Consider the following 26,196-nt stretch of genomic DNA (forward strand, 5'->3'; position numbering starts at 1 on the left):
TATATAAAGGAGAATCTAATTTTGAAAAATAAAATGTTTGCAATTATTATCAGTGCAGTAATGGTGATTGTAGCTATTGTCTTAGTTATTATGATGGTTTCTGGTGGTCAAAAAGAGACATACTTCGGCTACATGAAAAATAGTACAACTGCTGATAAAGTAGTGAGTGAAAAAGACCATGAAGTAGAGGAAAATGTAAAAATACCTTCTAAATCAGGATTTAATCCTAAAAAAGGTGATTTTGTAAAACTTATTAAATCTGAGGACGAAGACACTTATAGTAAAATGGAAGTCGTTGATCACGATGACATTCCGCATGGTCTAATGATGAAAATTCACGATATGGACATGAAAGGCATGTAAATAAGTAAAACCGCGTCACAAATCAGCCCTATAAGCATTTCTTAGAAGTGCTTATGGGGCTGTTTGTGCCTTAAATAACATTAATTTTGTTTAACCCATCACTTGTTTTCAAAAACATCCTACTGTTGTTGTTTTATAATTAACATAATATAACCGTAATTAACAAAAAAGCACTGAATAGATTTATTTTCTATTCAGTGCAAAATGTCAGAATTTTAATTTAGTTTATATCGATTTTAGATAGGCTTGACCCTTCTCTTTGTCATAAGCATTTTCCCATTTTGCAATAACAATGGTAGATAATGCGTTACCTAATACATTTACACAAGTTCGTACCATATCTAATAGTCTATCGACACCGATAATCAATGCCAGTCCTTCAGCTGGTAATCCCATTGTTGTCAATGTTGTAATAAGTACTACAATTGATACTCCTGGTACGCCCGCCATACCTTTTGAAGCAACCATCAAAGTAACCATTAACATGATTTGTTGGCCGATGGACATATCGATGCCATACATCTGAGCAACAAATAAGGCTGCTATTGATTGATATAATGCAGATCCATCAAGGTTAAATGTATATCCAATTGGTACTACAAATGAAGTAATATCTTTTGGAGAACCAAAGTTTTCCATTTTTTTCATTATTATTGGTAACACAGATTCAGAACTTGATGTTGAAAATGCTAATACTAGTTCATTTTTTAGTATTTTAATAATAGAGAAAATACTAATACCGCATAATCTAGCTACGATACCAAGTACAACAATAATAAAGAATATCATTGCACCGATAACCACTAATAGTAATTTTAATAATGGTATTAATGCTGAAGCACCAAAAGTCATAATTGTCGTACAAATAAATGCGAATACGCCAATAGGTGCTAATTTCAATATTTTATTAATCATCCAAAACACAGCTTCTAATGAACCACTTAAAACCGCTTTTACAGGTTCTGCTTTTTTACCAATTGCTGATAATGCAACACCAAAAAACACTGCAAAGAAAATGATTGGTAGTAATTCACCTGAAGTCAATGCCTCGAAAAGATTTTGAGGCACAATGTTTACAATTGTATCGATAAAGTGATTTCCATATGTAGATGATTCGGCAGCTTTTGCCGAGGATTCATATGTTGAAATATCACCTTTGGGTAATTTATCTGGATCTAAACCTTTCCCTGGTTTAAATATATTCGCAAAAAGTATACCTAGTCCTATAGCTATTGTTGTTATAATTTCAAAATATAAAATTGTTTTAAAACCGTAACGTCCCACTGTTTTAGATTCACCTACATTGGATATAGATAATGCTAGTGAACAAAAAACAACTGGAATTACAATCATTTTTATTAAATTCAAGAAGACATCGCCAAAAGGCTTAATGTAATTTGCAATTTCATCGTGCCCATAAAGTAATAGGCCTACGATAACACCTAATACCAAAGCGATAATAACTTGCATTGGTAAACTGATTCTTCTTATAATTGCCATGATGTTTCTCCCCTTTTTCTGACATTGCTTAATTATATCAAAATAATTTTTATATAGATATAAATTTTTTCGGCAAAAAGAGTTGATATTACACTTAATTTTTATTTTTACTCATTTTATATATATATAAGTAACATAATTATTTTGACAAATATACAAAATTGGCGTTAAAGACTATGATATCACGCTATGATCGCTTACTAAAAGTTAGATATAATGATATAATCACAAATAAAACCACTACTCTTTTAGTCTATTTTTTATTTGAGTAACATAAGAAATCGGTATGATTTTTATATACATTTCACTTGGAATAGTGCTCAAAATGCTTATGTTTTTTAATTTTTACTAAAGTAATCTATACGATAAAAGCATTCAATAAAAAATGGCTGATGCCATAAATAAATACGGTACCAGCCAACTTTATCCTGTTTTGCTTTAATCTATAAAATAATAACATCATTAAAAATAACTTTTATTCTTTAGGTTGATATTTTTCTTTAAAAGCATTATGTTTTGCGCCTTTGACATTTTTCTTAGTTTCTGGATCAAAACCTTGCACCAATATACCTTTATATGTACTAATCGGTTGAACGACATAAGTATGATCTGAATCATCTTTAAATTTAATTTCTTTATAATACAAACCTTTTTTAGCACTATATAATGTTTTCTCTGTTTGGATTTTATCAGTTAGATGAGTTTCATCTAAATAGTTATCAACTAACTCTAAATTTTTGTGACCTTGATAAGTTCTTAAACCAAAGAAAAAAATTACAGCCAAAATTAACGAAATAATTAATAGTCCTAGTATTTTCAAAAACGTCTTCATTATTTATCTCCTTTTAAGTAAAAACAATTATTATACATACTCCATTGTTAATCCTCATACTCTTAAATTCCTAGACTACTTATTAAAATTCATAATATTAATATTATGAACGATAACAAATAAATTATAAAGTATTATTACCTTTTGTAACAAAATGTTCTTAATTTTTCGCTTATGCATAACTGTATATATTATAAAATATACATATATTCTTTATTACTTTTTGAATAATCCGTTCAGGACAATTTCACCTAACTTTAATATGAATGAAATTAATAAAATAACTCAAATAACACTTTCACAACAGTATAAAAATATTATGAATAAAGACACAACTGTTCCTTGACAATGTACGTAGTTCATAATAAGGTTAAATTTCAAAAGGGGTGATTAAATGGAGGACAAATTAAGTTACTTAGAAGAACAACTGTGCTTTCTATTTTATGTTTCATCAAAAGAAATAATAAAAAAATATACTTCATATTTAAAAGAGTATGATTTAACATATACTGGTTATATTGTTATGCTCGCAATTAAAAAAAATGAAAAAATCAACATCAAAACACTTGGACAACGCGTTTATCTTGATTCAGGTACGCTAACACCATTACTAAAAAAATTAGAAAAAAAAGGGGTTGTTAGTAGAACACGTGAGATTGATGATGAACGTAATTTACAAATTGCACTTACCGAACATGGTGCAAAAGTTCAAGATTCATTATCCGGTGTCTCTAGAAAAGTTTTTGGTGAATTTGATATGGATATCGATGAAGCCGTTCACTTAAAAGAGACAATACAAAATTTTGTGAATAAACATTTCACTAAAGAAATTTAATATATTAAGAGGCAAAGAAACGTTTAAAGTGTGTAGTTTATTTATGCTATTTTAAACTTAAACTTGCCTCTTTTTTATTTTTTCTAATTATACTTATGTTAACAATCATTGATACGCCATTTTTGATATGATCGTACATTTAGAATAATCAACGCTCATAGTTTGACTTTGACTTTCTTTGACTAATGTATTATAATATTAATATAAGGTTAAAGGAGAGGTGAAAAATGATGCAAAACACTCAAAATCTTTCTACAGATATTCTAGAAAATTTATTAACCGAGCATCATGATTTTAACGTAGATGTATATGAATCAAGTGATGCATATCAAGTCATGGCTGAACTGCCAGGTTACAGTAAAGAAGATATAGATATTCAATTTGATGAAAAGACTTTAACAATCAGTGTTACAAATACTTCTACAACAACTCAAAACCAAGATAATTACTTGATTAAAGAGCGCAATTTTAATAATCAAAGTAGACAATTTATATTTAAAAATGTAGATGAACCTAATATTAAAGCAATGCTAAACGATGGTATATTAAATGTTACGTTACCTATTAACCATACAAAAAAACAAATTAATATTGATTAAATCGTAACAAAATAAATTTATTATATAAGGAGAGATGCTTTATGGCATTCAATATGAAACCATTCGATAATTCATTTTTCGATGCAAATCCTAGTGATTTATTCAGAGACTTTGGACGTCAATTTTTCGATCAATTTCCAGGAAGTAATAGCATTAAAACAGATGTCAAAGAACTTGAAGATGCTTACGTAGTAGAAGCAGAATTACCAGGTATGAAAAAAGAAAATATTAATCTTCAATTTGAAAATAATGTTTTAACAATAGAAGGTAAACAATCATTTGAAAATAATAAAGAAGATGAAAATGGACGCATGATTCATCAAGAACGCAGCTTTAGTGATGTAAAACGTCAATATCAATTTGATAATGTTGATGAAAATGGCATTAAAGCTGCTTACGAAAATGGCATGCTAAATGTGACGCTACCTAAAAAAGAGAAAAAAGAGTCTTCTTATAATATTCAAATTGATTAAACATTAAAAGCAACACTTCCTAAAAGTGAAGTGTTGCTTTTTTTATTAAATTTATAGTTTTAGTTTACATTTTTAACCATTCTCGACATTGTTGTTAATGCTATAATTCCAAATATCGCTAGTAATAAAAACGCTAAATGACTGGAAACTGTAACTATTGTGACATAAGAAATAACAATAGGTGGGAAGAATCCCCCCAAACCATCCATCATAGAAACAATACTATTTGCAGTACCTGCCTCTTTACTAAAATATAAAAATAGGGAATTCCCTTAACTAAAACCTAAAGGAATCCCCTACTACATATCATCACTTAAAATGGCGGTTGTCCTAATACTTCTTCATCAAAACGATCTGGAATTAATACTTTTCTCATAATAACGCCTAAATCACCATCGTCATTTTCATGTTCCGCATAAACTTCATAACCTCTTCTTTTGTATATATCTAATAGCCATGGATGTTTGCGTGCAGATGTACCCAATGTCACTGCTGGTACCTTAAGCGTATCTCTAAGGAAGGTTTCTTCAACGTATTTTAATAACTTTCCGCCCAATCCTTGACCATCATACGTAGGTTTTGTAGCAAACCACCATACAAACGGATAAATAGAAATACGTCGTTTTGTCTCCCAAGGATAACGTACAGTTATCGTTGAAATAATTTCCGTGTTATTTTCCAAGACAAAAGTCGTACCCGTTTGTAAATTTTTTTCGACCATTTCAACACTAGCGTTGACAGATGGCCAATCAATACCTAATTCTCTTAATGGAGTAAATGCTTCATGCATTAATTTTTGCAATGCTTCAGCATCATCTATTTCAGCAATTCTAATATTATAGTCAGACATTTTGTCACTCCTTAGCGTTTCTCTTAAAGCTTCATTTTATTAAATCTCAAACATTAATTTACAGTAATACAATATGGTTTCTTGATAAATGAGTCAATTTTTTTGTTTTATAGATAAAAAATAAAAGACAATACGATTTCATTAAAGAAACCACATTGTCTTTCTACTTTATCTTAAAATCAACTGCGCAAACTATCGCGTTTACCGTTTAAATAAGCATAAACCAGCCCAACAAATATACCTCCACCAATATAATTACCTATAAAAGCAAAGACTATATTTTTTAAAACGTGTAGCCATGCGACAGCGTCAAGATTATAAAAAACCATACCAGCATATAAACCTGCATTAAATACTACGTGTTCATAACCCATAAATACAAAGACAATAACACCACAGGCTATGAAGAAAGCTTTAGATAAACCATCTTTAAATTGAATTGATACGTAAATTCCAATATTTATGAAGAAATTACAGAAAATGGCTTTTACTAAAATGGCATACCATGTCGTATCTATGGTCTTTCCATCTACAAGCGTTGTTAAACTTGTCACCATTTCCGTTGTCATTATAGGCGTAAACTTCATTAACCCAAATAATACAAAACCTCCAATAATATTAAAAAAGAAGCATACTAACATGATGAGTAAAGCTTTGTTCATACCGATAAGTTTATAATACCATCCAACTGTTAAATACATAAAATTACTCGTTAATAATTCTGAATGTGTTAGTACGATTAATACTAAGGCTAAACTGAATGAAATAGCGCCTATTAAGTTAATGAGTCCTTCATTTGCACCATCAAATTGTGTTTTTATTGCAAGCATGAAAACTGTTACAATGGCTAACAAAAATCCAGACATAATCGATTTTAATGCATAACGTCCAGGTGTTTGGTCAAACATTACATCCTTCATTTGAACTTGATTATTAATGTTCTTAATTGTTTCGCCTGACATATATGTATCTTTGATGGCTTTATTATTATCTATCAACATCGACACCCTTCCCCTTTAAAATATTTAGATTTCAAACTTACAGATTCATTGTATTATTTTTTATTCAAATTTAATAGACGTACTTCTATTTTACATAAAAAAACACCTCCGTATAAATTCTTTTTAATGTGAATTCAACGAAAGTGTCTTTATTTCACTCCAAATATTAGAGACAGTTCATAACGAATTAGCGCTCATATTGGAGCGTGGATAGCTCTAACTTAATCGCGCTGCTTGCTGTTATTTTTTAAATTTTGTTAATATATGTAGGCCATAAGCAAAAATACCATAGCCTGTTAAAGTACGTAATAACCATTTGAATGTACTGCTACTTAAACATTTTTCATTTAACATCATAGCTGGTACAAGCGTACTTATCGTATATAACCCTAATACTTTTAAATAACGTTTATTCAATACACTCACCTCTTTTCACTTTTATTATAACTAAAAGCTAAAGTGTACAAGTGTTTCAATTCTTACATATCTATGACTATTTATTTTTTAAAAGTGTTTCTAAATTATCAAATGTGCTATTCATACCCGCTTCTACACCCATATCAAGTAATTGTTGTGCTGATTTAGGATCTGGTAGTTCTGCAGTGGATATAATACGTGTTGAATTCTCACCTTTCTGTTCTAATTGAATGACATTACGCATACTAGCCATATTTTTATCAATATTACCTTCTTTATCAGTAAAGTAATCGTTATAATCAATTAAATAAGGTGCTTTGACTTCATTATACTTTGTTAATGTATAACTTGTACCTTGATCAGTATATATTGCAAAAAACGCTTGACCTCCAGTCACAATATTAAATTCGAACACTTTTGTTGTTGCACCTTGAGGGTGGAACCATTGTTCAAATAAAGACTGCTCAGTATATGCGTCAAATATTTCTTCTGCAGTTGCTTCAAAATCTCTTTTAAATATAATTTTATTTTCATTTACTTCTATACTCACTTAAAACGCTCCTTTTTATTCATCATTCATAATTACATAAGATGTCACTGTTTTAATTTTGGCATTTTTACGATTGCTTTCAAACTCAATAAAATCCGCAAAGTAGACTGCTGTGCCATCACTATTTAACTGAGTACCATGCATTGCACCAAACTTTCCGTGTGTTAAATTATGCGTCACTTCTATTCTTTTAATATCTACTTTATGCGCTTCAATTTCATTGTGAAATTCATCTAAACTGTTCAATTCAAAAGCACCAGGCACTTGCCACTTGAAATTTGACACAACTGTTTGTGATAACTTATTCTTATCAGCTAATGCAGATCCAATTAGAAAATCTAACATGATTCGCCGTTTGGGTGCATTATCACACCCTAAATCTCCAACCATTTCAAATGGAAATTCTGAAGCCGCTTCATTTTTAAATGATAGTCCTGCTTCTGTTAACGCATTTTCTAATATGCTGATCGCTTTAGGTCCTACGCCATGAGTATCTAATATAGTAGTTCGTTCATATTTTGCTAATTCTTCTAAAGTATTTATACCGATCGAAGCTAACGCATTCGTTGCTGGACGACCAATTTTAGGTAACATTGTTGCCACTGAAATCCCCCTTTTTAATACTTTATACCCGCATAAAAAGATTTTAAATTTTATATAACAAAAAAAGATCCAAGACAAACATCAGTCTTGGATCTTTTTACTATAATTTTTGTTATTAATCTTCTAATGCAAATTCAAGGCTTACTTGGAAGTTTATATCTTTACCAATCATTACGCCACCAGTTTCAAGTGGTTGGTTAAATGTCACACCATATTTTTCACGGTTAATTGTGCCATTAGCGATGAATCCTGCTGTTGTAGCTCCATTTAATGGGTTTTTACTTTGACCTTCATATGATAATTCAAAAGTTTCTTCTTCAGTTACATCTTTAATTGTTAAATTACCAGTAACTGAATTTCCATCTACTTTTGTTACATCAAATTTAATTTCAGGGTAGTTTTCAACATCTAAGAAATCACCACTTTTTAAGTGATTATCACGATCACCAACGCGAGTGTCAATTGAATCTGCTTTGATTGTTAAACCACCTTTAATTGTACTTAAATCATTTAAATCTCCTTCAAGTGAAGCTTCGAATTCATTAAATCTACCTTTTATATTTGAAATCACCAGGTGTTTAACTGAAAATTCTACTACTGAATGTGCTGGATCAAAATTAAATTTTGTCATAAAAATTCATACCTCCAAATTATTAACTTTCTATTGATACATTTATTATATCAGGTATATTTTATATATCAATAGAAAAGCTCATATTTGTGTTTCTATGAAAAATATTCCCGTAAAACAAAATTTTACTCATTATCTATATAAATAATTAATTTCACTTAAATCCACACATTGATTTAGACTTTAATGTGCTAACATTTCTTTTTTAATTTGTGCTTTTGTTAATTCACTTGAGTAATATGTTGGCCAATTGTCTAATTCTTTTAATACTTTTTGTTTATTATCTCCCATAAATATATGGAAATGTTCTGCTTTTTTAGGTGCAATATTATGATCGCTAAATTGTACATATTTTGGCAAATCTTTATTGCTGCCTACTCGTTTAAATGAATATCTGACACCTCTATTACCTTTTTCATATTTCAAAATATCTTTCCCATCGTATTTGTATTGGCCAGTTAAGGTCTTACCGTCTTTTTTAAAAGTAATCGTATCCTCCGTAATATTTATATTACTAATATTTGTCTTATATCCTTTTTGGTAATATGCTTTATATTCTTTTGCAGTCATTTGATTATCTTCTTTTGCTTTGTATTTCATGACATCATCTAACGTGCCATCTTTTAAAAACGGATAAACTGATTGCCATTCTCCTTCATAATCAGTTAATTTTCTATCTTTTACTTGACTATCCTTAAAGTAGCCATCAGCAATTGCTTTTTCATGTTTATTATGTGCGTGTTCATCATCTGTTTTAACATTGTCATTTAATGCCATATCAAGATGTTTTATATTTTTTTCCATTAGGGATTGATATGTCAGTTTATTATCTTCTGCTTGTTCTTTTGATAATGACTCCATGTTATTAAACTTCAATGGTTTTGCTTTTGTTTCTTTGCGAATCGTATCTGTGACTTTATTAGAAACATTGGCTTCATACAAAATGTATTTTGCGCCTGAATCATTAATCTCTTTCACAATTTTTGCTAATGCTTTTTGAGATGGATCTTCAGCATTCATGTTTTGTATACCTTTTTGGACAAATCCATATCTTTCTGAAAGATAACCAATAGATTCATGTGATATATATACGGTATTACCTTGCTTATCTTCAGTGATGTTTTGCATTTTTTGATCTATGCCCATCAAATCTTCTTTCAACTTATTATAGTTCTTTTCATAATAAGATTTGTGTTTAGGGTCTTGCTTTATTAATTTATCTTTGATCTCTTTTGCAAAGACTTGATTAAATTTTGGGTCTAACCATACATGAGGGTCATAGCCGCCATGATGATGTCCATGTTCATGATGGTGACCATGTTCTTCTTCATGTTTTTCTTCGTGTTGATCAGTTAATAATTCGCTTTTATCAATTTTATCTCCTAACGATACCTTTTTATCATCCTTTTTAATTGTTGCTGCCACTTTTTTAGCAATAGGATCCAAATCGTCACCTGTATACAGGAACATATCTGCTTTACTCGCATTCATAATATCTTTTTGTGTTGGTTCATATGTATGTAAATCTGCACCAGTAGGATAAATAGATTTAACTGAAACATACTTTCCACCTATTTGATTGGCAAATGATTTTAATGGAAATACAGTAGTATTAATTTTTATTTTGTCATTATCTTTTGATTCGTTAGACTTTGTAGCACTACAAGCAGTAACGATGATCGCTAATATAATGACAAATGACAGTATGTATATTGACTTTTTCATTCTTATTCCTCCTCAGATAGTAATAATTACGATTTAAAATTATAACTGTACTTTTCGAGATATGCAATACATATTTTGGTTTTTTTCGTAATTGTTTCGATTTAATAAGTTAGTCCTTCTTTTTCATATAAACTAAAAAAGCCCGTTCCTAAATGTTTTATAAAACGTTCAGGAACGGGCTTTTGATATTAAAGTTTAAATCTAAATTTTAATATTTAACTTTCTTCAAGTATTTTTTTATAGTTCTTATATTTATACGGGTCCTCTACTTTTTTACCTGCTACAAAAACTGTAGGTGCTGTTTCAATATGGTTTTCTTTATATTGTTTTTGATCTTGTTCGGCTGCTTTCCATGATTCACTATCTTTTGTTTTATAACTCGCTTTTATCTTTTCTTTTTTACCATTTGAAATTTCCAATAGATTTATTTGTTGATCAACGAGTTGTTCGGTAATCCATTTTTTTTCTGAGTTCGGTTGTTGCTTAAACATTAACTTTTGAAATTTTAAATATTGTTTAGGTGCATATTGCCTTACTGCATGACCTGCCCTTGAACCTATAATTGAATCTTTTCCTAAAAATGCCATATTAACAAATTGATAATCTACTTTTTTCGTATCAATATATTCTTTTTTTAATTTAGGCATAATATGTTCTTCTACTTTTTTACAATATGGGCACTTAAAATCACCATACTCAATAATTTTAATCTTTCCACCTTTTCCATATTTGTCATCTTGATGTACATTTTGATTGTCATTCGAACATGCGGAAACAAAAATGACTATTGCCATTAATAACAAACTTAACCAACATTTCTTCATTTGTTAAAAACACACCTTCTTATCTTGTTTTATTCTTCTAAGTTCATATTTTCTTCTTTATAATCCGCATCATGTGCATGTGAATATGATTTTGAATTAAAGTTTTTTAAGTAATGTGCTTTACCATCTGTTATTTTATATGTATAAAAATGAACTTCATCATCATCTTTTAATGGTTTATAAGCAATAGTCACATATTTACCTTTGTCATACACATAGATATTCGCATTCTTTTTTTCAAACTTAGATTCCACATCGCCATTTTGCTTATCAGCTAAAATCTTTTGTTGTTTTTTCTGTTGATGCACTGCTTTGTCAATCTCATCAGCATATTTCCCACTACTGCACCCAGCTATAGTGATTATTGAAATGAACACCATCGTCATTAATTTTTTCATATTTACACTCCTAATATTACTTCTCATATCTAATATTATTTAACCATAAGTTTTATCTTACAACGAAAATCTTTGATGTGCTAGAACTATAACATTATTTTTATATTTATATAAAAACACTTCCGAAAAATTCATTCATAAATGAATTTAACGAAAGTGTCATATTTACCGTGAAAAATTAAATTTTCACCTATGGTACAACTTTATCCTAGCTATAACTCAATTAATTTCATTTTCATCATATTAGTGCCACTTTGATTGCTAATGCACCGTAATTAAGTTCATCTGTTTGTGAATAAATTTGATATATAGCCGCTAATTTTTGAGAAAGTTGATCATCTGCTTTCGCTCCAACTTCTTCATTTGTATATTGGTTCAACAGTGACTGAAACGAAGAAAACACTACAATTTCCTTAACTTGGACTGTTAATGTTTCTTCATTCATTAAATTTTGGAATACAATATAATCGCCGCTTTTAATTTCTTGTCTTTTTTCATCATTCAATCTAATTTCAATCGTTTTGACTTCGTTTTTCATTAATTGAAAAGGTTCATTATTTAAATGCATCGAGTGTTCTATAATCCATACGCTCCATTCATAATATTTATATTGATATCAAAGTATCATAATATTAATATCATTTACAAGACAATTTCGCTTAATGCAGTACGATGTCGCAAATTTAATTATTCAGCATTCTTTTCTTCTAATTTAAGTTGTCTTTTGCTTTTCAACATAAACACACTTATTAAACTAATAATTGATATAATGACTGCAAACCAAAAGGCACCGTGATACCCACTTAGCAATGCTTGATGTTGAATTTCTGCTGTCATTTGTTTTTGGCTCATATCTTTAAACTCAGACATATTTGGTGTGTAGTTTTTAGCAACCTGACTCATAATTGTAATCAAACCTGCTGTACCAATTGATGCAGATATTTGTTGTATAGTATTTGTCATCGATGAACCATGGGCATTCATTTCTGGCGCTAATTGATTCATTGTATGTGTCATTAATGGCATTAAACCAAGTGCGATACCAATCATACGAATAGCATATACAGTAGCTAATATCGCTGATGAAGTATGTTCATCCATGATTACAAAATAAGAAGTTGTTACAACTACAATAAACATACCAATGAATGCTAATATTTTAGCACCATATTTTTCATAGAGTAAACCTGAAATCACTGACATAATCCCCATTACGATAGCTCCAGGTAATAAAATCAATCCTGATTGAAGTGCTGAGTCATTCATAATATTCTGCACAAACATCGGTAACACAGTTTCAGAACCAATCATTGAAATCATCGTAAAAGCCATTATGATAATACCTACGGCAAATTGACTGTCTTTGAATACTGAAAAATCAAGCAGTGGATTTTCCAAACGTGTTTGACGAAATATAAAAGCAGCAACTAAAATAATGCCACCAATTACAGTAGTCAATACAATTGGATCGTTCCAGCCATCACGAGAAATTGAACTTGTACCGTATAGCAAACCACCAAAACCGAACACAGATAAGATTATTGATAAAATATCAATACGTGTCTTTCGATTAGTACCAACATTTTTGACGAATTTAAGTGCACCAATGAAAGTAAGTGCAGCTATTGGAGCAACGACATGGAATAATGAACGCCAATTTAAATACTCTACTAAATAACCAGACAGTGTCGGACCAATTGCTGGAGCTAAACCAATCACCAAACCAAAAGTCCCCATATATTTACCTCTTTCATGAGGTTCAAATACATCTAAGATCGTCGTCATCATCAGTGGCATCATGATACCAGAACCAAGTGCTTGAACAATTCTTGCACTTAATAAAACAGAAAAGTTTGGACTAAATCCTGCAATTAAAGTCCCGATAAAAAAGATAAATATTGCAGTTAAAAATACTTTTCTTGTTGAGTATCTTTGAATAATCATTGCTGACAATGGGATTATTACACCATTGGTCAATAAAAAGGCCGTAGTAAGCCACTGTACTTGTGTGTAATCTATTTTAAAATCTTTCATTATGCTTGGTAATGCTGTAGTTAATAAGGTTTCATTTAATAATCCAAAAAATCCACCACACAACATCATCAAAATCATTATAATTTTCGTCTTTTGATCCATTTTTGTACTCCTATTTTCTATTAATTTATCAACTCTTTTTAGTCGCATTTCTGCATTATACATATTTTAGTTTAATTTATCATTAAAAATACTTAAAATATTAGTTTTATTTTAATCTTTTATTTTGAGAGATTTAAAAAATAGTTATAAATCGTAATAATTACTATTTACATTTCAGGTTTTTTCTTACATAATATCTATAGATAAAGGAGGTCCTCACCATGAAATTAGATTTACAAACAGCACGTCGTAATTTAAATAGTCCTAATATTAAAACACGGAAACGTGCACGCAAAATTATCCAACAACATAAGCGCAATAAATAAAAATAGAAGTAACACTTCAAAACCAATGGTAATTTGTTTCTGGTTTTGTCGCATTACTTCTAAAATGTGGCTTGATTCCTGAAAATATACATTTATATACTTCAGGATCAGCCATTATTTTATTTAAACGATTCATTATCTATTTATGAGGTCTTTTTTTACTTACATTTATTGAAAAACTATAAGTAATATTTATTTATTACTTTTAAATCATCTGTTAAATCATAAATCAAAGGCGCTCCAGTTTTAATTTCATATCCTACAATATCTTCATCTGATACATCTTCTAAATACTTAATTAATGCACGTAATGAATTTCCATGTGCAGAAACAAGCACAGTTTTTCCATCTAATAACTGTTGTGAAATTTGGTCGTTCCAATAAGGAATCACCCTAATTAACGTGTCTTTCAAACTTTCTGATTCAGGCATAACTCTTCTATCTAAATGTTCATATTTTCTATCATTTAAATAGTCTTTTCTTTGTTCTTCACTTTGTTCAGGTGGTGCTATGTCATATGAACGTCTCCATATATGTACTTGTTCTTCTCCAAATTTTTCTCTTGCTTTATCTTTGTTTAAACCTTGCAATCCACCATAATGACGCTCATTTAAGCGCCAAGATTTAATAACAGGAATAAATAACTGTTGAGATTCATCTAATAAGTGAAATGTAGTTTTAATGGCGCGTTGTAATAAAGACGTAAAGGCGATATCAATCTCTATACCCTGTTCTTTTAATTTTTTTCCCGACGTTACTGCCTCAGTTCTTCCCTGTTCTGATAAATCTACATCAGCCCAACCTGTAAATAGATTCTCAGCATTCCAAACACTTTGTCCATGTCTACATAAAATTAGTTTTGGCATAATATTCCTTCTTTCCATTGAATAAAATTATATTATCACCCGTTTTACAAAAATATTACAGTGATATACAGATATAAATCTTGTTACGACAATACTTATCTATAATTTCTCATGCCATACATTAAAATTATAACAATTTACACTTAATTTTGAAATGATTGTATTCATTTATTCATAAATGACTTTTTATTTTTATTTTACTGTAACCTGTCTATAAAAAAATGATGTTATAGTTGTAAACGTTGATAAACCGAGCAATACGACAGACAAAAATAAGCACTTTTAAAACAACTATGCAGATTAACAAATACAATTTGAAATTATTTAAAACAAACAATTATTAGGAGGATTTTTCAAATGAAAAAATTATTATTAGCTTCATTCGCATCAGTAACAATCGCTACTGCTGGTGTTGGTTTAACTTCAAATACATCTACAGCTGATGCTGCAGAAACTACTCAAGCAAACAATGATGTATATAGTGAATTTATTGCTGCTGGTGGTACAAAAGCACTTTGGGATAACATTGTAATGCCAGAATCAAGCGGTAACCCAGATGCGGTGAATGAATTAGGATATAGAGGTTTAGGACAAACGAAGGAAGCTTGGGGTACTGGATCTGTAACTGAACAAACAAAAGGTATGATTCAATACGCTGAAGAACGTTATGGCTCAATTGATGCAGCAATTGAATTCCGTGCTGCAAATGGTTGGTGGTAAAACGAATTTTATGCATTTCTTCAATATGTAAAAAAATAAAGCCCCACTTCTCAATTTATTGAGTTAGTGGGGCTTATGCATGGGCTGAATCTCAGGTGTTCCTCTATATTTTTTTAAAATTCTAGTCATTCTTGCCAGGGTGGAGCAGTGAAATCTTTTTGATAAAAATAGATTTCTGTTCCACTCGTTTTTTTTACTATAAAATAAGCTAATAAAATTTCAGTTTATACATCAATATTCATTAAATACCTTAATTCAGGTTATCCTTTAGTAGTTTATTAACTTAATATGAATATAAGTCATGATAATAATCAAAATTATTTACTTTCTCGACATCTTAGTTACTGTATTGACTGTGGCTCAGGATGCACATAAACTGAAGAAATGCCTTTGCTATGCATATGTTGTTCTACTTTGTCGCAAATGTGATGTGCTTCCTCTAAAGACAAATCTGATTTTACTACAATCGTTACATCTACAAAAACACTACTACCGTGGTAACGACCTTTAATATTTTGTACTTCTATTACATCTTCAATTTCTAACACATAATTTTTATAAGCTTCTAATTCTTGCTCGTTAAAACCGTCACTTAATGTAAAAATTGATTCTTTAAAGATACCAAAACCAGTATATATTATAAGTAAGCCTAAAATAATGGCTAATATCGTATCAATGATTGGAAATCCAAATTGTGTAAATACTAAACCAATTGCAGTTCCTAAACTCACTAACGCATCCGACAAATTGTCCTTAGCTGCAGAATTCAGAGAACTACTTTGGGTATGATTAGCAATTCTTTGATTAATATAAAACACAGCTAGCATAATCAAACCACTAATGACACTGACATAAATATTTATAATATTAGGAGTATGATGTTCGTTTGTGAATAATTCAGGAACATTCTCTATAATGACTTGAATACCTACAAACATTATAATAAATGACACGAGTAATGATGATATATTTTCAGATTTCAAATGTCCATATGGATGGTTTTGGTCTGCAGGTTTAATAGAAATTTTCAACCCAATAATTACGGCCAAAGAAACAATAATATCTGTCATGTTATTTAAACTATCTGCTTTTACAGCTGCAGAATCATATAAATAACCTACAATAAATTTAGTCACTGATAATATGATATAGACGATTAAACTTAAAAAGGCACCTTTTTGTGCTGTTTCCAATTTTTCTTTTTGACTCATCTTACGTTCCACCTTCAGTATGATTGAATACTTATTATGACTCAATACAAACATATTTACAACGATTTTTATTCAAAAATTATTTAATATAAATAAACTAATTATTTTTTTAGCCAATCCTAATATTAATTATAAAATTGAGCAAAAATAAGAGACCAAGTTTGAAACAAATCATATTTTTGATTCCGAAACTTGATCTCATAAAAATAACTATATTTAAAATGTTGGTCTATTAATCATTTAACTAATCTCTCAAAATATATTTAGAGAGCACAAATGTTATAGGTATCGTAATGATAAGCCCTGCAAAAGGTGCTATCACAGATGATATACCAAACCATTGTACAAAAATGTACAATAATAAAGTTTGCATGCCCATATTGACAACTTGAGTTAATGGAAACTTTAGGAATTTACTCCAAGTTGGTGTCACTTTATAAACAAAGTAACAATTTAAATAATAAGAAATAACAAAACTAATGATAAATCCACTGATATGACTAACTAAATAATTCATTTCTAATAACTTCAATAAACAAAGATAGACAATGTAATAATTTAAAGTATTCATACCGCCTACAATCACAAATTTAATCACTTCATAGTGTGTTTTAGTCAAATTCATTTTTTACTCCTTAGTAAATTTCCATGTCTTTTTGAATAATTGCTATTAAAAACATATTATTAACGCGCTATATCTAGTATAATACTTTATCATATAAATGTATGTTTTGTATTATATTAATAATTACAACGAGCTCAATTAATATGCTCGTTTTTAAATATACATGGTATTTAATATATTACTTTTATAAGTAGTTACAAAACGAGATAACATGTTTATAATTAAACATTAAAGAGTATTTTAAAGGAGTTTCAAACATGGACAAGATTTCAAATCGTCAACTGCCAATTATGGTCATTATTGTGTTAGGTATCATGACTACATTTGGTCCTTTAACCATAGATATGTATGTGCCATCATTACCGAATGTGCAACATGACTTTAGTACATCTGTATCTCAAGCACAGCTTACTTTATCATTTGCAATGATTGGTCTTGCTATTGGCCAATTTATATTTGGGCCTTTGTCTGATGCATACGGACGAAAAAAAGTTGCTTTGTTTATCATTTCAATCTATGCGCTCGCTTCTTTACTGGCGGTTTTCACTGCTTCCATGGGTGTCTTACTCACTTTGCGACTAGTTCAAGGTTTAACTGGCGGAGGCGCGATAGTAATTGCCAAAGCTACTATGGGAGACCAGCATGAAGGAAAAGCATTAGCTAAAGGACTAGCAGCATTACTTGTAATTAATGGTATCATTACGATTATTGCGCCAATCATAGGTGGATACGCACTAACGATATCCAATTGGAAAGCAATATTTGTAATTCTGGCAATCGTAAGTGTTATTATTTTATTTTTGTCGATCCGCCATTTAGAAGAAACACATCAACCAAACAGAGCAAAACTTAATTTTAAAGTTATTTTTAAAGATTTTGCTCATTTGTTAAAAACGCCTGCATTTATTATTCCAATGATTTTACAAGGCTTAACGTACGTAATGTTATTTAGTTTTTCATCTGCGGCACCGTTTATTACACAAAAAATTTATGACATGACGCCTCAGCAATTTAGTTATTTGTTTGCTTTTAACGGCATTGGCCTTATTATTATGAGTCAACTTACAGCCTTACTTGTGGCATATATAAATCGCTACTTTTTGCTAATTATTTTAACAATCGTTCAAATAATTGGCGTTGTACTTATTATTGTGGCATTAACACTGCATTTGCCGTTATGGGTATTAATTATCGCATTCTTTTTAAATGTATGTCCTGTAACAGGTATCGGACCTTTAAGCTTTGCATTAGCAATGGAAGCTCGTACTGGTGGTAGTGGTAATGCTTCCAGTTTACTAGGTCTATTTCAATTTATACTTGGTGGTATCATGTCACCATTAGTAGGATTACAAGGTGAATACAGTATCTTACCATATACGATTATTTTACTAATCACTGCAGTGCTAATCATTGGGTTAGAAATTGGGTTAAAGTCGTTTTTTATTAATAAGCATATAACATGAATTAAAGCTTAAAAAATACATTCAAAGCATTATCAACATTCACAATTAATTTAATAACATATGTATTGATTTGGAAAACTTAGGTTAAAAAATTAATATAGACGCCGCTAAATTCATGTTTCAACATGCCATTTAGTGGCGTCTTTTCTTTTGCTTGCTCAATATACCAATCTATAAAATACTATAAACACAATAAATGTCCAATTCTACTTGACTTGAAATAGAAATGGGCGATTACATGACACAATTGTGTTTATATTTCTAACATCGTTGATTTCAAACTTCTATTCTACTATTTGATTGGAAACCAAATTTCAGTAATATAGTCGTTTGAATGTAATTCACCTGGTTTATACAACTCAAAAAAAGGAGCGCTTCGCAATTCATAATCTAGAGTATGTAAGATTTTTCTATGAATGGTTTGCATTGCTTGTTTAATCGATTCTGGAACTGGACCTTTGGCATCAAATACTAAGTATCTGCCTTCTACTAATTCTACTTGTTCCCAATCACTTTGCGTTTCCTCATTTGTCACACCTATTAAATAATGCATTTCGCCATTTTCTTTAGGAAGACAAACACCTAATAACCCTTCGAGGTATTGATTACTTTGTGATATCAAGTGATTTTTGTAACCCATTGCTTCAAATTCCATCCAAAACTTAAAAATATTTTCTTGTGCTTTTTGTCCAGTTGCATATGCTCTTTTTACCCCTACAACTGGCACTGGAATGTCGGATAATGTTTCTATTCTATAATCCATTGTTTTCAACCCCTTTCGCACATTATAACCATTTTTATTAAAATATATCTAATATTAACTATGATTTAAGCATCTTTGTAGTCACTTAAATCGATATAGATATATAATAAAAGCAATCATCAATGTTAATAAATCTTTAATATTCGATACAGGAGTCTCTATCTATGAATAAAAAATTATTAGCCGTTAAACCAATTAGCCAATTGTTCCCGATACCTATGATTATGGGGTGCGAAGGCATAGCAAGTGCAATGATATTACAATTCAATAATCACAAAATACCAGCAACACATATCATGAAACACTGGCCGAAACACGCAAATAATCCATATAAAGGCTATGTAGGTCATCACTTATGGGTAAAATGGGGTTATCATCAAACGATTTTCCCTACAGCCTTAGCACCCTATTTACAAACGTATGATAAACGTATTGTTAATAGTACTGGGAAATCACTGGCTTCATTATGTGACGTCATTGATAAAGGGCAACCTGTCATCATTTATCACACTGTTTTAGGTCAAAAGCCTTTTAGCAAAACATTTAAAATTGATAATACACATCATCAATTGGTATCAAACATTCATGTTACCGTGCTGATTGGTTATGACGATAACCATTATTATTATATTGATCCATTATGGTCTAATTTATGGAAATCAATTATTATACCTGCTATTTTTCCGAATAAATATCAAATTATAAAAATTAACAAACAGAAATTAGAAAGCAGTTATAATGCTCCTGGACGTATGAGCATTCATTTACAAAAATGATTAATTAATTTCTATTTTGTGTAACGCATGGTTGATTTCCTGTTCTATATCTGGTGTACGCCATTCCCGTTGATAGCCTAAACACGGACAAATATATGTCACGTTGTTTTCTTCAAAAACATTTCGAAAATGAACATGGCCCATAATACTATATCTAATATCATATTGGGTATAAATTTCATCAAAATCCGAAGTACCTATAAATGCATTAAAATAATCAAATATTCTATGTGGCATTGGTACTGCGAATTTACGATGAGTCACGATGTGTGTCATTAATATAATTTTTTTATCTTTTACTTTTTCAATATCCTTCATCGCTTGTTTGGCCGCTATCATTGATAATTTTTGGTCTTCAATTTGCCAATCTATTTTCACTTTATCTTGCCAAGTAGCGCCATAATATTTCCTACGTGCAATGCGTTCCAAAGAGAATTTAGAGTGTGCATATGTATAGTCATACCAACCTGTATTACCTACAATCGCCCACGCTTCATTTATGACAAAAGGATCATCTATTAAGCAATTATCCATTTTGATATAAGTATCCAAGATTTCAGAAGAAGTCGCCCCAGTATCCGTTGACCAAAAATCATGATTTCCCGGTACAAACAGTACTTTTATCATTGTTTGTATCTCGATTTCCTTCACAAATGATTGCGTTAACTTATAATGATTTGAAACATCTCCAGCGATAAGTAATAATTCAATTTTTTGTTGCTTAATTACTGTAACTAATGCCTGTTCATAATCTTTGGGCGTTAGTTTATTATGTCTATCGATATGTAAATCTGAAATCATGCCTATTAACATATTTATCACATTCCTCTACTCGTTTAACAATTTCATTATGACACAACTTCATTTTATTCTTTAAATATTCCGCTTGTATTCATTTAAGTTTCGTTCAGCAAATCATTCTGTATATCAAACATATCTGTAAGTCATTCATTAAAATGTTTTTCGAAATTTTTTAAATAATATTTAAAAATTGTATGCAATTGTGTTAAAGTTACATTGTTCAAAACCCGAGCAGGAGGGAATAACATATGAAGAAAAATTGGATTGTCTTAATGATGACGATGCTACCTTTACTTTTAACTGCTTGTGATTATTCAAAACAAGAGGATAGAAGTGGCTGGTTTTACTTTATTTTTGTAAAACCCATTGATATGTTTTTGCATGGATTGGGAAAGTTGTTTAACGACAATTATGGGTTAGCCATCATCATGATTGTACTGACCATACGCCTTATCTTAATGCCGTTTATGTTAATACAAGTTAAAAACATGCATCTGATCAGAGAAAAAACAAAGATAGTACAACCGCAAATTGATAACATCAAACAACGCGTAAGAGATGCGCAAACACAGGAGGAAAAACGTGAAGCTAATAGAGATTTGATGACCACTTATAAGCGTTATGACATTAATCCAATAAAAAGCGTTATCGGTTGTTTACCAATTTTAATACAGTTGCCCATATTATTTGGTTTAATCGTGACACTTAAATTTCCTAGCAGTGGTGGAATAGATCAATTCCCTCATTTTTTATGGTTCAATTTAACAAAACCTGATTTATGGATGTCATTAATTGCAGCTGCTATTTATTTCATACAACCTCTTGTAAATGCAATGCATTACCCTAAAAATCAACGCAAAACATATTATGTGATGATGATATTATCACCTATTTTTATAACTTACATATCTTTACATTCTGCAGCAGCACTTGGTTTGTATTGGACATTTAGTGGTTTGTTTTTAATTTTACAAATGCACTTTGCTCATTCATATTACAGTAAACAAGCAAAACAAGAAGCTTTAAAACTTGCGGATTCCCTCAATTAAACAAATATTGACTAAACAATGAGTCATGTTACTTTATTGAATTTTAAAATTCTTTCATTTACTTGTAATGAATTCAAAAATTTCTTTTACACATCGTTAGATGCTATAATATTTACAATTTGATAAACAAAGGGGGAAGATGTATGGAGTTTACAATAAGAGCATTAACTGAAGCAGATAAGTATGGTAAAGCACTTGTCCACTATGAAAGTTGGTTGGAAACTTATGACCATTTATCTAAAAATAATTACTTAGAAAACCTAGACAAAGCTCAATTTATCAGAAAGTCTTATTTGCACAATGTTCCGACATTAGTTGCCCTCGTCGAAAACGAAGTAGTAGGTTTCATATCTTATGGCAAAACGGAATCCTCATCTTCTTCTGACGACTGGAGTGAAATCTTCGCACTTTATTTATTGGAAGATTATCAGCGTCATATGATTGGTTATGCACTTACACAACGTGCCTTGGAATTATCTTATCCTGACAATGTAACCCTATGGGTAGTTGAAGAAAATAAAAATGCAATTCATTTTTATGAGCAAGTTGGATTTAAGTTGAGCAATGATAAACAAGCTACTTATTTTGGAAAAACTTATTATGAAGTTCGTATGAATTATTCAAGAAATGAACACGATTATTAAAATAACAAGTTACGACTTTATTACTACATTGTTTTACGCACTAAAAAAAGCAATGACACCCGCTATCATCATAGTATGTGTCACTGCTTTTTTATTTTAATATATGTTCTAAAAATAATTTAATGCGTTTCACCTAAAGCAATTTTAATGTCCTCATCTGATTCTATAATCGCTTTGAGAGCAGCTTCCAAACCTTCTGCAATCGTTTGAATAGACATGGATGGTTTTTCAGGTTTGTCTGTGACTTGTTGAGGAATAAAAGGCACATGTATAAATCCAAATTTAATATTTGGAAATTGTGTTGCTTGTAAAAATCCAAGTTGATACAAAATATGATTACATACAAAAGTACCTGCTGTATTAGACAATCTCGCTGGTACCCCTGCAGACTTAATCGCCTCTGTCATACGTTTAACTGGTAAATTGGAAAAATATGCGGCATCGCCTGATGATTGAATAACTTCATCTATCGGCTGGTTACCTTCATTATCAGGTATACGCGCATCATCAATGTTTATACCTACACGTTCTGGCGTCAATTCAAATCTTCCACCTGCTTGTCCAATTGCCAATACAACATCATATTGTTCTTGTTTTAATTTATTAACTATAGTTTCTTTGCTTTTATTAAAAACTGTAGGTATTTCTATCTTATCAATCTGATGTGATTCAATTTCATTTGGCAATAATTTAACAGCTTCCAATGCTGGATTAATCTCTTCTCCACCAAAAGGATCAAACCCTGTTACTAATATTTTCATCATTAACATCCCCTTTTCATTTTTTAATTTATACTTTTTACATTTTAAAACGCCCAAACATACATTAATCCTATATGCACCAAAATTAATATAAGTGCAATAGGCGCTTGTGCTTTAATCACGCCGAATTCTCGTTTCATTTCTAATAAAGCAACTGGTAAAGTATTAAAGTTAGCTGCCATAGGTGTCAATAATGTACCACAAAATCCACCAGTCATAGCCAGTGCACCGGCTATAACAGGATCTCCACCTTGTGCGATAACAAATGGAATACCGATACTTGCTGTGATAACGGTAAATGCAGCAAATGCATTACCCATTAACATTGTAAAAAGCACCATGCCAATAACATATGCTGCCGCACCTATAAGATGATTGCCCTCTGGTAAAAAAGAGGATATGCCTTTAGAAATAACATCCCCCACACCACTCACTGTAAAAAGTACGCCTAATGCAGCCAAGAACTGTGGTAGTATACCAACTGTTCCAATTTGTTGGGTTAGACGGTCACTGTCGTAAAGTATATATTTACCATTTGGCTTAATAACAATATATGCAGCAAGTAACCCTAATATCGAAGAAACACCTAAACCTATTGCTCCTCCTAATGGTGTCCAATTAGAAACGATAATCGCAGCTATAGCTAAAACAATAGCGGGGATAAATAATTTATTTCCATATTTTTGTGAACCCACGTTTCCCTGTGCTTCGTTGACATCTATAATATTTTTAATAACCACTTGTTTACATAGCGTTAATATTCCCATAACTATGATAAATATGCCATTGATTACGTTAGGTATATAAGGACCGGCAATAAATAAAATAGCTAATAAAATCCAAAATAAAGCTGTACCATATTTTTTGCTATTTGTTGATGCTTTTAACACGCGATATGCCGTATAAAGTAATTGTAAACCAATTAATATGTAAAATAGTTCTAAAATTTGATTTAATGTATGCTCACTCATGTCTTTCCACCTGCTTTTTACCGTATTTCCGATCTAAATATTTATCAAATCTAATATTATTTATCCACACAATAAAAAAGACAATAACAGCGATTGGTAATGATGCTAATACAAGATCAATGGCATTCACTTTAATATCTAAAGACTGAAACGTACCAACCATTAACAATACACCTGCTGCCCCTACAAACAAATTTTGGCCGAAGAAATTACCATAATTTTCCATCGCAGAAGTCTGCGCTTTAATCTTTTCGATATCCTTTTCGTCTACTTCATGTTCTTGCAAATGATAGCGTGTTCTTAACGCACCCTGTACCATTGGATTAATCAATGGACGTACAAACTGTGGATGTCCTCCGATACGTATTGATGCAACACCCGCTAATTCTCTAATGAATAAATAGATAGTCATCAATCGCCCACTCGTAACTTTATTCACCTTACCGATCATATTCGAGGCCTGCTTTTTTAAACCAAAACGCTCAATTAACCCCACCATAGGTAATGTTAAAATAAAAAGTGTAACTAAACGATTATCAACAAAAGCTTTTCCTAATGTTTCAAGAATAACGTACAAATTTAAACCTGATACAAGTCCCGTCGCTACAGCGGCGATTAAAATCACAGCAATCGTATCAATCTTGAATAAAAAACCAAGTACTATAATTAAAATTCCAATCAATTTTAACCATTCCATGTTATCTCCACCTTTCTTCTTTTATATTAAAGGTTTACTTTTTTTAATACAATGAATTTTCAGATAATTTTTATACCTTAACAACATAAACAAAAAAGTCCAAAACATCTTTTACATGTTTCAGACTTTTAATGACAACGGCTTATAAGCGATAAATTTTAATTTTTCATTTTTGGAAAATTACTTGAACATCTTTGTTAAAACGCGTGTATTATACTTATTCCTCTACTACGACATTAAAGTTCGCCATAATTCATACATCTAAACACTTGCTATCTCATATCTTCATTCGCATTTAAAATGCTATAGCCATTTTAAAGTGGCATCCGATTCATTACGAGAAGGTAGCAATGTTTCAATGATTAATAAAATCGTACATATCCATGCAATCACATTAAGTAAGATGGCTATGCTATTGATTTGAATCAAATCAAATGAAATGTTCATAATAATAGACACAGCTATAAGAATGATGGCAGAAGTTCTTCTTCTTCCTGCATCATAAAATCGTCGCAATGTAATAGCAAACATTGGTATAATCATTGCCAAAACAAAAATCCCAACCAATATTGACAGGATTGTAGCAACAATAAAAGCACCTGAAATAAAAGCAATAACACCAATAATAGCTACAATAAATATACTAACAATATGAATCAGCACTGGTGTCCAGAACTCTAATCTATTGGATTTACTTTGAAAATCTATATATTTTTTCCAAAAATCTTTATACGCCTCTATCATATTTGACACTCCATTTTTCAATTAAAGTTATTTAAACATTTA

32 protein-coding genes and 1 pseudogene are annotated in these 26,196 nt (G+C 30.5%); 10 read left to right on the forward strand and 23 right to left on the reverse strand.

The genetic code is table 11. The annotated features are described in order from the left end of the window. Positions 1-21: 21 nt before the first annotated feature. Entirely contained in the window at positions 22-363 is a 342-nt protein-coding gene (locus HMPREF2586_RS02245; protein ID WP_019468837.1) for a DUF4889 domain-containing protein, read from the forward strand. 225 nt (positions 364-588) lie between these two features. On the opposite strand, the gene HMPREF2586_RS02250 is transcribed toward HMPREF2586_RS02245, so the two are convergent. Together HMPREF2586_RS02250 and HMPREF2586_RS02255 are read right to left on the reverse strand one after the other, a co-directional pair. Further along, positions 589-1,863 carry a cation:dicarboxylate symporter family transporter gene (locus HMPREF2586_RS02250; RefSeq protein ID WP_019468836.1) on the reverse strand — a complete coding sequence of 425 codons (1,275 nt, stop codon included), beginning with the start codon at positions 1,861-1,863 and terminating at the stop codon, positions 589-591. A gap of 475 nt (positions 1,864-2,338) precedes the next feature. Beyond that, complete coding sequence (locus HMPREF2586_RS02255; RefSeq protein ID WP_046207583.1) at positions 2,339-2,695, reverse strand: DUF3139 domain-containing protein; 357 nt, start codon at positions 2,693-2,695, stop codon at positions 2,339-2,341. A 394-nt stretch (positions 2,696-3,089) separates the two neighbouring features. Between HMPREF2586_RS02255 and HMPREF2586_RS02260 the strand changes: the two genes are divergently transcribed. From HMPREF2586_RS02260 to HMPREF2586_RS02270, 3 genes are all read left to right on the forward strand, one after another. After that, the gene (locus HMPREF2586_RS02260; RefSeq protein WP_070812618.1) at positions 3,090-3,530 is read left to right on the forward strand and encodes a MarR family winged helix-turn-helix transcriptional regulator; all 441 of its coding nucleotides are present in this window, start codon (positions 3,090-3,092) and stop codon (positions 3,528-3,530) included. Positions 3,531-3,757: 227 nt separating this feature from the next. Then, on the forward strand, positions 3,758-4,129 hold the full coding sequence (locus HMPREF2586_RS02265) for an Hsp20 family protein (protein WP_070657944.1): 372 nt from the start codon (positions 3,758-3,760) through the stop codon (positions 4,127-4,129). Positions 4,130-4,170: 41 nt separating this feature from the next. Further along, positions 4,171-4,602: an Hsp20/alpha crystallin family protein gene (locus HMPREF2586_RS02270; protein WP_019468832.1), complete on the forward strand. Its 432-nt coding sequence runs from the start codon at positions 4,171-4,173 to the stop codon at positions 4,600-4,602. Between the two features lie 59 nt (positions 4,603-4,661). Here HMPREF2586_RS02270 and HMPREF2586_RS12570 read toward each other — a convergent pair. The 12 genes and pseudogenes from HMPREF2586_RS12570 to HMPREF2586_RS02320 form a co-directional block, all read right to left on the reverse strand. Continuing rightward, positions 4,662-4,856 (reverse strand): annotated as a pseudogene (locus HMPREF2586_RS12570) (MFS transporter); the annotation flags it as partial. A gap of 59 nt (positions 4,857-4,915) precedes the next feature. After that, positions 4,916-5,452, reverse strand: a complete 537-nt coding sequence (locus tag HMPREF2586_RS02275) for a GNAT family N-acetyltransferase (protein WP_070657945.1) — start codon at positions 5,450-5,452, stop codon at positions 4,916-4,918. 179 nt (positions 5,453-5,631) lie between these two features. Beyond that, the gene (locus tag HMPREF2586_RS02280) at positions 5,632-6,450 is read right to left on the reverse strand and encodes a formate/nitrite transporter family protein (protein WP_070812635.1); all 819 of its coding nucleotides are present in this window, start codon (positions 6,448-6,450) and stop codon (positions 5,632-5,634) included. A gap of 243 nt (positions 6,451-6,693) precedes the next feature. Then, a complete protein-coding gene (locus HMPREF2586_RS12795) occupies positions 6,694-6,870 on the reverse strand; it encodes a hypothetical protein (RefSeq protein ID WP_046207579.1) in 177 nt (58 codons plus the stop codon). Positions 6,871-6,946: 76 nt separating this feature from the next. After that, positions 6,947-7,420 (reverse strand): SRPBCC family protein, encoded by a 474-nt coding sequence (locus tag HMPREF2586_RS02285; RefSeq protein WP_046207578.1) that lies wholly within the window; start codon positions 7,418-7,420, stop codon positions 6,947-6,949. A gap of 15 nt (positions 7,421-7,435) precedes the next feature. After that, entirely contained in the window at positions 7,436-8,014 is a 579-nt protein-coding gene (locus HMPREF2586_RS02290; RefSeq protein WP_037539911.1) for a helix-hairpin-helix domain-containing protein, read from the reverse strand. A gap of 124 nt (positions 8,015-8,138) precedes the next feature. Continuing rightward, positions 8,139-8,654 (reverse strand): YceI family protein, encoded by a 516-nt coding sequence (locus tag HMPREF2586_RS02295; protein WP_019468826.1) that lies wholly within the window; start codon positions 8,652-8,654, stop codon positions 8,139-8,141. A gap of 183 nt (positions 8,655-8,837) precedes the next feature. Continuing rightward, the gene (gene adcA, locus HMPREF2586_RS02300; protein WP_070657946.1) at positions 8,838-10,379 is read right to left on the reverse strand and encodes a zinc ABC transporter substrate-binding lipoprotein AdcA; all 1,542 of its coding nucleotides are present in this window, start codon (positions 10,377-10,379) and stop codon (positions 8,838-8,840) included. Between the two features lie 215 nt (positions 10,380-10,594). Next, the gene (locus HMPREF2586_RS02305; protein WP_070657947.1) at positions 10,595-11,203 is read right to left on the reverse strand and encodes a DsbA family protein; all 609 of its coding nucleotides are present in this window, start codon (positions 11,201-11,203) and stop codon (positions 10,595-10,597) included. A 29-nt stretch (positions 11,204-11,232) separates the two neighbouring features. Continuing rightward, positions 11,233-11,601: a DUF4467 domain-containing protein gene (locus tag HMPREF2586_RS02310; protein ID WP_070657948.1), complete on the reverse strand. Its 369-nt coding sequence runs from the start codon at positions 11,599-11,601 to the stop codon at positions 11,233-11,235. A 238-nt stretch (positions 11,602-11,839) separates the two neighbouring features. Then, entirely contained in the window at positions 11,840-12,169 is a 330-nt protein-coding gene (locus tag HMPREF2586_RS02315) for an ASCH domain-containing protein (RefSeq protein ID WP_019468822.1), read from the reverse strand. A 119-nt stretch (positions 12,170-12,288) separates the two neighbouring features. Continuing rightward, on the reverse strand, positions 12,289-13,737 hold the full coding sequence (locus HMPREF2586_RS02320; RefSeq protein WP_019468821.1) for an MDR family MFS transporter: 1,449 nt from the start codon (positions 13,735-13,737) through the stop codon (positions 12,289-12,291). A gap of 221 nt (positions 13,738-13,958) precedes the next feature. Between HMPREF2586_RS02320 and HMPREF2586_RS12675 the strand changes: the two genes are divergently transcribed. Then, on the forward strand, positions 13,959-14,063 hold the full coding sequence (locus tag HMPREF2586_RS12675; RefSeq protein ID WP_017722768.1) for a putative metal homeostasis protein: 105 nt from the start codon (positions 13,959-13,961) through the stop codon (positions 14,061-14,063). A gap of 179 nt (positions 14,064-14,242) precedes the next feature. Here HMPREF2586_RS12675 and HMPREF2586_RS02325 read toward each other — a convergent pair whose 3' ends face one another. Then, the gene (locus HMPREF2586_RS02325) at positions 14,243-14,929 is read right to left on the reverse strand and encodes a 2,3-diphosphoglycerate-dependent phosphoglycerate mutase (protein ID WP_040030126.1); all 687 of its coding nucleotides are present in this window, start codon (positions 14,927-14,929) and stop codon (positions 14,243-14,245) included. Positions 14,930-15,286: 357 nt separating this feature from the next. Between HMPREF2586_RS02325 and HMPREF2586_RS02330 the strand changes: the two genes are divergently transcribed. Continuing rightward, on the forward strand, positions 15,287-15,649 hold the full coding sequence (locus HMPREF2586_RS02330; RefSeq protein WP_019468819.1) for an aggregation-promoting factor C-terminal-like domain-containing protein: 363 nt from the start codon (positions 15,287-15,289) through the stop codon (positions 15,647-15,649). A 341-nt stretch (positions 15,650-15,990) separates the two neighbouring features. Here the strand turns inward: HMPREF2586_RS02330 and HMPREF2586_RS02335 are convergent, their stop codons facing one another. Together HMPREF2586_RS02335 and HMPREF2586_RS02340 are read right to left on the reverse strand one after the other, a co-directional pair. Beyond that, positions 15,991-16,860 carry a cation diffusion facilitator family transporter gene (locus tag HMPREF2586_RS02335; protein ID WP_019468818.1) on the reverse strand — a complete coding sequence of 290 codons (870 nt, stop codon included), beginning with the start codon at positions 16,858-16,860 and terminating at the stop codon, positions 15,991-15,993. Positions 16,861-17,104: 244 nt separating this feature from the next. After that, entirely contained in the window at positions 17,105-17,485 is a 381-nt protein-coding gene (locus HMPREF2586_RS02340; protein ID WP_019468817.1) for a GtrA family protein, read from the reverse strand. 257 nt (positions 17,486-17,742) lie between these two features. Between HMPREF2586_RS02340 and HMPREF2586_RS02345 the strand changes: the two genes are divergently transcribed. Beyond that, on the forward strand, positions 17,743-18,948 hold the full coding sequence (locus HMPREF2586_RS02345) for a putative multidrug effflux MFS transporter TcaB (RefSeq protein ID WP_070657949.1): 1,206 nt from the start codon (positions 17,743-17,745) through the stop codon (positions 18,946-18,948). 292 nt (positions 18,949-19,240) lie between these two features. On the opposite strand, the gene HMPREF2586_RS02350 is transcribed toward HMPREF2586_RS02345, so the two are convergent. Further along, complete coding sequence (locus tag HMPREF2586_RS02350) at positions 19,241-19,711, reverse strand: GyrI-like domain-containing protein (RefSeq protein WP_046207573.1); 471 nt, start codon at positions 19,709-19,711, stop codon at positions 19,241-19,243. Positions 19,712-19,875: 164 nt separating this feature from the next. On the opposite strand from HMPREF2586_RS02350, the gene HMPREF2586_RS02355 reads away from it, so the two are divergent. After that, positions 19,876-20,487, forward strand: coding sequence for a C39 family peptidase (locus tag HMPREF2586_RS02355; protein WP_070657950.1), 612 nt, complete (start codon positions 19,876-19,878; stop codon positions 20,485-20,487). On the opposite strand, the gene HMPREF2586_RS02360 is transcribed toward HMPREF2586_RS02355, so the two are convergent. Continuing rightward, positions 20,488-21,300 (reverse strand): metallophosphoesterase, encoded by an 813-nt coding sequence (locus tag HMPREF2586_RS02360; protein ID WP_046207572.1) that lies wholly within the window; start codon positions 21,298-21,300, stop codon positions 20,488-20,490. Between the two features lie 236 nt (positions 21,301-21,536). Between HMPREF2586_RS02360 and yidC the strand changes: the two genes are divergently transcribed. Both yidC and HMPREF2586_RS02370 read left to right on the forward strand, forming a co-directional pair. Further along, complete coding sequence (yidC, locus tag HMPREF2586_RS02365; protein WP_019468812.1) at positions 21,537-22,337, forward strand: membrane protein insertase YidC; 801 nt, start codon at positions 21,537-21,539, stop codon at positions 22,335-22,337. A gap of 143 nt (positions 22,338-22,480) precedes the next feature. Next, positions 22,481-22,981, forward strand: coding sequence for a GNAT family N-acetyltransferase (locus HMPREF2586_RS02370; RefSeq protein ID WP_046207571.1), 501 nt, complete (start codon positions 22,481-22,483; stop codon positions 22,979-22,981). A gap of 119 nt (positions 22,982-23,100) precedes the next feature. Here HMPREF2586_RS02370 and pcp read toward each other — a convergent pair whose 3' ends face one another. From pcp to HMPREF2586_RS02390, 4 genes are all read right to left on the reverse strand, one after another. Further along, a complete protein-coding gene (pcp, locus tag HMPREF2586_RS02375) occupies positions 23,101-23,742 on the reverse strand; it encodes a pyroglutamyl-peptidase I (protein WP_070657951.1) in 642 nt (213 codons plus the stop codon). A gap of 44 nt (positions 23,743-23,786) precedes the next feature. Beyond that, complete coding sequence (locus HMPREF2586_RS02380) at positions 23,787-24,713, reverse strand: DUF979 domain-containing protein (RefSeq protein ID WP_070657952.1); 927 nt, start codon at positions 24,711-24,713, stop codon at positions 23,787-23,789. Beyond that, complete coding sequence (locus HMPREF2586_RS02385) at positions 24,706-25,410, reverse strand: DUF969 domain-containing protein (RefSeq protein WP_019468807.1); 705 nt, start codon at positions 25,408-25,410, stop codon at positions 24,706-24,708. The genes HMPREF2586_RS02380 and HMPREF2586_RS02385 overlap by 8 nt, the downstream gene beginning before the upstream one ends. 303 nt (positions 25,411-25,713) lie before the next feature. Then, entirely contained in the window at positions 25,714-26,154 is a 441-nt protein-coding gene (locus HMPREF2586_RS02390) for a DUF805 domain-containing protein (protein ID WP_064209313.1), read from the reverse strand. Positions 26,155-26,196: the final 42 nt, after the last annotated feature.

Source organism: Staphylococcus sp. HMSC034G07, assembly GCF_001835975.1.
Classification (GTDB): Bacteria; Bacillota; Bacilli; order Staphylococcales; family Staphylococcaceae; genus Staphylococcus; species Staphylococcus ureilyticus.

What these genes read in the sequence shown, in the direction of transcription:
- HMPREF2586_RS02250 (WP_019468836.1), bottom strand. Translation starts at nt 1,863, where the DNA reads ATGGCAATTATAAGAAGAATCAGTTTACCAATGCAAGTTATTATCGCT.
- HMPREF2586_RS02255 (WP_046207583.1), bottom strand. Translation starts at nt 2,695, where the DNA reads ATGAAGACGTTTTTGAAAATACTAGGACTATTAATTATTTCGTTAATT.
- HMPREF2586_RS02260 (WP_070812618.1), top strand. Translation starts at nt 3,090, where the DNA reads ATGGAGGACAAATTAAGTTACTTAGAAGAACAACTGTGCTTTCTATTT.
- HMPREF2586_RS02265 (WP_070657944.1), top strand. Translation starts at nt 3,758, where the DNA reads ATGATGCAAAACACTCAAAATCTTTCTACAGATATTCTAGAAAATTTA.
- HMPREF2586_RS02270 (WP_019468832.1), top strand. Translation starts at nt 4,171, where the DNA reads ATGGCATTCAATATGAAACCATTCGATAATTCATTTTTCGATGCAAAT.
- HMPREF2586_RS02275 (WP_070657945.1), bottom strand. Translation starts at nt 5,452, where the DNA reads ATGTCTGACTATAATATTAGAATTGCTGAAATAGATGATGCTGAAGCA.
- HMPREF2586_RS02290 (WP_037539911.1), bottom strand. Translation starts at nt 8,014, where the DNA reads ATGTTACCTAAAATTGGTCGTCCAGCAACGAATGCGTTAGCTTCGATC.
- HMPREF2586_RS02295 (WP_019468826.1), bottom strand. Translation starts at nt 8,654, where the DNA reads ATGACAAAATTTAATTTTGATCCAGCACATTCAGTAGTAGAATTTTCA.
- adcA (WP_070657946.1), bottom strand. Translation starts at nt 10,379, where the DNA reads ATGAAAAAGTCAATATACATACTGTCATTTGTCATTATATTAGCGATC.
- HMPREF2586_RS02305 (WP_070657947.1), bottom strand. Translation starts at nt 11,203, where the DNA reads ATGAAGAAATGTTGGTTAAGTTTGTTATTAATGGCAATAGTCATTTTT.
- HMPREF2586_RS02310 (WP_070657948.1), bottom strand. Translation starts at nt 11,601, where the DNA reads ATGAAAAAATTAATGACGATGGTGTTCATTTCAATAATCACTATAGCT.
- HMPREF2586_RS02315 (WP_019468822.1), bottom strand. Translation starts at nt 12,169, where the DNA reads ATGCATTTAAATAATGAACCTTTTCAATTAATGAAAAACGAAGTCAAA.
- HMPREF2586_RS02320 (WP_019468821.1), bottom strand. Translation starts at nt 13,737, where the DNA reads ATGGATCAAAAGACGAAAATTATAATGATTTTGATGATGTTGTGTGGT.
- HMPREF2586_RS12675 (WP_017722768.1), top strand. Translation starts at nt 13,959, where the DNA reads ATGAAATTAGATTTACAAACAGCACGTCGTAATTTAAATAGTCCTAAT.
- HMPREF2586_RS02325 (WP_040030126.1), bottom strand. Translation starts at nt 14,929, where the DNA reads ATGCCAAAACTAATTTTATGTAGACATGGACAAAGTGTTTGGAATGCT.
- HMPREF2586_RS02330 (WP_019468819.1), top strand. Translation starts at nt 15,287, where the DNA reads ATGAAAAAATTATTATTAGCTTCATTCGCATCAGTAACAATCGCTACT.
- HMPREF2586_RS02335 (WP_019468818.1), bottom strand. Translation starts at nt 16,860, where the DNA reads ATGAGTCAAAAAGAAAAATTGGAAACAGCACAAAAAGGTGCCTTTTTA.
- HMPREF2586_RS02340 (WP_019468817.1), bottom strand. Translation starts at nt 17,485, where the DNA reads ATGAATTTGACTAAAACACACTATGAAGTGATTAAATTTGTGATTGTA.
- HMPREF2586_RS02345 (WP_070657949.1), top strand. Translation starts at nt 17,743, where the DNA reads ATGGACAAGATTTCAAATCGTCAACTGCCAATTATGGTCATTATTGTG.
- HMPREF2586_RS02350 (WP_046207573.1), bottom strand. Translation starts at nt 19,711, where the DNA reads ATGGATTATAGAATAGAAACATTATCCGACATTCCAGTGCCAGTTGTA.
- HMPREF2586_RS02355 (WP_070657950.1), top strand. Translation starts at nt 19,876, where the DNA reads ATGAATAAAAAATTATTAGCCGTTAAACCAATTAGCCAATTGTTCCCG.
- HMPREF2586_RS02360 (WP_046207572.1), bottom strand. Translation starts at nt 21,300, where the DNA reads ATGTTAATAGGCATGATTTCAGATTTACATATCGATAGACATAATAAA.
- yidC (WP_019468812.1), top strand. Translation starts at nt 21,537, where the DNA reads ATGAAGAAAAATTGGATTGTCTTAATGATGACGATGCTACCTTTACTT.
- HMPREF2586_RS02370 (WP_046207571.1), top strand. Translation starts at nt 22,481, where the DNA reads ATGGAGTTTACAATAAGAGCATTAACTGAAGCAGATAAGTATGGTAAA.
- pcp (WP_070657951.1), bottom strand. Translation starts at nt 23,742, where the DNA reads ATGAAAATATTAGTAACAGGGTTTGATCCTTTTGGTGGAGAAGAGATT.
- HMPREF2586_RS02380 (WP_070657952.1), bottom strand. Translation starts at nt 24,713, where the DNA reads ATGAGTGAGCATACATTAAATCAAATTTTAGAACTATTTTACATATTA.
- HMPREF2586_RS02385 (WP_019468807.1), bottom strand. Translation starts at nt 25,410, where the DNA reads ATGGAATGGTTAAAATTGATTGGAATTTTAATTATAGTACTTGGTTTT.
- HMPREF2586_RS02390 (WP_064209313.1), bottom strand. Translation starts at nt 26,154, where the DNA reads ATGATAGAGGCGTATAAAGATTTTTGGAAAAAATATATAGATTTTCAA.